This is a genomic window from Pseudomonadales bacterium (genome assembly GCA_013215025.1).
Lineage (GTDB): Bacteria > Pseudomonadota > Gammaproteobacteria > Pseudomonadales > DT-91 > DT-91.
Genome location: JABSRR010000107.1, coordinates 1 through 3,941 on the forward strand (window position 1 = coordinate 1; position 3,941 = coordinate 3,941).

The 3,941-nt window shown below is 46.6% G+C and carries 4 protein-coding genes; 3 read left to right on the forward strand and 1 reads right to left on the reverse strand.

What is annotated here, in order from left to right; genetic code table 11:
• On the reverse strand, positions 1–684 hold a 684-nt coding region (locus tag HRU21_08460; protein ID NRA42320.1), incomplete at its 3' end, for a fasciclin domain-containing protein.
• A 259-nt stretch (positions 685–943) separates the two neighbouring features.
• On the opposite strand from HRU21_08460, the gene HRU21_08465 reads away from it, so the two are divergent.
• From HRU21_08465 to grpE, 3 genes are all read left to right on the forward strand, one after another.
• A complete protein-coding gene (locus HRU21_08465; GenBank protein NRA42321.1) occupies positions 944–1,840 on the forward strand; it encodes a DUF1295 domain-containing protein in 897 nt (298 codons plus the stop codon).
• Positions 1,841–1,897: 57 nt separating this feature from the next.
• Positions 1,898–3,067, forward strand: coding sequence for an FAD-dependent oxidoreductase (locus tag HRU21_08470; GenBank protein NRA42322.1), 1,170 nt, complete (start codon positions 1,898–1,900; stop codon positions 3,065–3,067).
• Positions 3,068–3,164: 97 nt separating this feature from the next.
• Positions 3,165–3,797: a nucleotide exchange factor GrpE gene (gene grpE, locus HRU21_08475; protein ID NRA42323.1), complete on the forward strand. Its 633-nt coding sequence runs from the start codon at positions 3,165–3,167 to the stop codon at positions 3,795–3,797.
• Positions 3,798–3,941: the final 144 nt, after the last annotated feature.

The window sequence follows — 3,941 nt, forward strand, 5'->3', positions numbered from 1 at the left end:
TAACAGAGTAAACTCTGGGCCATCAACGCCATCTAAAGCTGTAGCGCCGCCTGTTGAGGCTGCAGCAACAATTTCTGCGATAGTTAAGCTAGAAAAATCGGTGATGGTTTCAAGTTCTACAGGCAATAAAACTTTATCAATCACGTGCACTACGCCATTGGTAGTATCAACATCTGCAGTAGTTACTGCTGAGGTGTTGATATAAAGCTGGTTGCCGGTTAACGTTGCGGCAACTGAGTTGCCTTCTAAGAGAGTTGGTACTAAGCGACCGGCACCTGCTTCACCTTCAGCTACTGATACAGCTGTTGCAGCATCAACACGATTGCCTAGCACATGGTAAGTTAGGACGTCTGCGACGGTGTCTGCGGTTAGCGCATCAACTAAACCAGTAACGCAAGTGTCGCCTGTACCATCAACTCCGAGTGTTTCACATAATCCATCAAAAGCAGCATTGGTTGGTGCAAAAACGGTTAGGTCTGCATCTGGATCAGAAAGTGCTGTTGCGATATCTTCAAAAGCGCTAACTGCTGTAACTAGGCTGGACAGGTCATCTACTGAGTCAGCTGTTTCAACGATATTGAGTGATGGGCCATTATCTTTATCGTCGTCATTATCACATGCGGTTAAAAATGCTGCCGTACATAAACATAATGAAGCAACGAAATTCTTGTTTCGTGTGATCATCGGAAAATCCTCTTATTTAATTAGGTTAGTGCGAAAAAAAGTTACACTCATGTGGCAAGCTTCTTTCGCAGTTATAATCAGCAAGATATTAACCGCTGAATATTCTCGCTTTACGTAATTGAAAATTTAATTGGATTTAAAATATTTTTACATTTTGTAATATAAATGTGTTTTATGATCTGACAGATTTGTTGTAACGTAACAATTGCTTGTGACAAGCAAAAAATAAAATAACGATAACATTTAACAGGTCACTATCATGCCTAGTCAATATTCCGAAAATGCGAGCCGGTTCACATCTTTAATTTGGATCTGCATTGCCTATGTTGCGTGCTTTTTCGCTGCTGCGTATTACCTGAAATATATCAGTTTCTTCAATGACCTTCTGTTAGATAGCTTTATCGCAGATACTATCGCCACAGTGGTCATTTTTATTTTCAGTCGTCTGTTTAAAAATTCCAGTTTTTACGATGCCTACTGGAGCGTTTTTCCACCGTTCTTGCTGGTGTTCTGGTGGATGAATAAACATGCGGATGCGGATTTTGTGCGCTTTATCATGATCTCTATCGTGACGTGGTTTTGGGCGATCCGTTTAACCTGGAATTGGACCAAGCATTGGTCAGGGCTGCATCATGAAGATTGGCGCTATGGTATGTTAAAAGAGAAGATTCCGCAGATAGCATGGATTACCGACTTTTTTGGTATTCATTACTTTCCAACGATCCAGGTATTTCTGGGCATGCTGCCTGTTTATGCCTGCCTAGTGTTAAGCGATGCGCCGCTTAACGGGCTCGACTATGTGGCGTTTATATTAGGTGTTGCAGCCCCAGCGATACAGCTTATTGCTGATCGGCAGCTGCATCACTTTATTGCTAACCGTAAACCGGGGCAAATCATTGAAACGGGCCTATGGGCTTATTCACGTCACCCTAACTATTTTGGTGAGGTGCTTTTTTGGTTTAGTTTGGGCTTGTTTGGTTTGGCGGCTTACCCTGAGGGCTGGTGGTGGCAGATGATTGGCTTTATTGCCATGCTGACGATGTTCGTATTTGTGAGCATTCCGATGATGGAGGTGCGTTCTTTAGAGCGCCGCCCTGATTATCAGCGCATTATTGATAAAATCTCAATGTTACTAATTTTGCCGCAAAAGCGTTAGCGTTGCGGCAGCTTATGCATTTTACCCCGATTGTGATGCTGATGCAGTTTACCGTTAATGCCCACTAGCGCATCACCTTCGCCGCATACAAAGCCCAAGCTAGTGATAGCCGGTTTTGGTGACACTGGCTTGCTTACGGCGATTTATCTTGCTGATGCGTTTGAGGTAGTTGGTATCAGTACCAAGCCATGTTTACTGAGCGGTCAAGAGCTTGGCTCAAGGCTCACGCGACCAGCTGAGTGGCAACGCGACTATCTTGTGGCCTTTGATCGGTTTAACAAATTAGATCAAGTAACGATTAAGCAAGGGCTAATCCAGTCAGTCGATACCGATCAACAAACTTTAACGTATTGTGATGCGGCGCAGCAAAGCCACACGATTGGCTATGATTTTCTGCTATTAAGCCCGGGTGTTAGCAATGGCTTTTGGCGAAATAATCTTTTGCAGCCATTCGATGCGATTGAAGCGTCTTTGCAACATCACCACCAACAGCTCTGTGCAGCAAAATGTGTTGCGGTAGTGGGTGCAGGTGCAAGCGGGGTCAGCGTGGCCTGTAATCTCGCCGAAGAGCAGCCAGACACTCAGGTACATTTGTTCTTTTCCCACCCAGCGATTTTGCCTGGCTACCACCCTAAGGTGCAGCGTAAAGTGACACAGCGCTTAAAGCTTGCAGGCGTGCATTTGCATGCTGGCTATCGTGCTGATCTGACAGGTAAAACCCAGGCACAGCTCAACAGCATCGACCATGGTGAGATAGTTTGGCAAACCCCGCAGCCTGCGTTTAGCGCTGATGCGATTGTCTGGTGTGTGGGAAATCTGCAGCCGAATAATCAGTTTGTGCCTAAGGCCATGTTGAATGCTGATGGCTTTATCAAGGCCGATGCGCATCTTCGGGTGCCAGGCTTTGACAATGTGTTTACGGTTGGCGATATCGCGGCCAGTGACGCGAATCGCAGCTCGGCGCGCAATGCTGGTTTTATGACGGTGGCCAGCAATTTAAAACGCCTGGCTGAGGCAGATCGTAACGGCAAATCCGAGGTAAAGTTAAAAACCTTTAAAGCAAGCCGCTACCGCTGGGGATCGATTTTGGGGGTGCAGGCTAGCGGTATGCGGGTGTATGCAGCCAATGGCATGGTAGTGCGGATTCCTAAGGCGCTGGTACGTAGTATTTTATTTCCCATCATTGTGGCTAAAGGCATTTATCGCGGCATACGCCAGCAGGGCTAAATATTTGCAGGCTTTTATCTTGCTGCACTTGAAATTTTCTTATTCGCCCTTATAAAACAAGCAACCGCTATTTGTATTTACTCACAGGAGACATCGAGTGAGCGACGAAACACAAAACCCCGAACCATCCGACGCGCAATCAGCAGATCAACCAGACGTTGAGGCGCAGGCAAACCCGTCCGATAGCCCTGAAGATGTTGCCGAGCAGACGGCAGAGTCAGTGGACGCAGAGTCTGAGTNGACAGAACAGNCGGAGCCTGAGGTCTTAAATAACGACGAAAAGGTCGCTGCGATGGAAGCTGAAGTGGCCGCTATGAAAGATCAGATGGTGCGCGATCAGGCTGAAACACAGAATATTCGNAAGCGCTTACAAGGCGAAGTCGACAAGGCGCGTAAATTTGCGCTAGAAAAATTTGCCGAAGACTTGCTCGCGGTAATGGATAATCTGGAGCGTGCGATTGATACTGCCGCTGATGATGAGGCAGTAAAGCCAATTGTTGAAGGCGTTGAGCTAACGCGTAAGAGCTTTGTCGACATTTTAGCCAAGTATCAGGTTGAGCAAATCGATCCGCACGGTGAGCCATTTGATCCGCAGCTGCATGAAGCCATGACCATGGTGCCAAACCCTGATATGGAGCCGAACTCGGTGATGGACGTGTTTCAAAAGGGTTATGTGCTGAATGGCCGTTTGATTCGACCGGCGCGCGTAGTGGTTTCGAAAGCACCCTAGGCTTGATAATGAAAAATGTATAAAGGTGGCTATGCCACCTTTTTTTATGCACGCTAAGGCGCAAACTTAGTCTGAGCCTTGGGTGTGCCTGCATCATCCCCCTATACTTGACGTATGTCGCCATTTCTTCTTATCGCCATTTTT

Excerpts from the sequence above, each read along its gene's own strand:
- HRU21_08470 (NRA42322.1), top strand. The coding sequence starts at position 1,898 with ATGCCCACTAGCGCATCACCTTCGCCGCATACAAAGCCCAAGCTAGTG.
- HRU21_08465 (NRA42321.1), top strand. The coding sequence starts at position 944 with ATGCCTAGTCAATATTCCGAAAATGCGAGCCGGTTCACATCTTTAATT.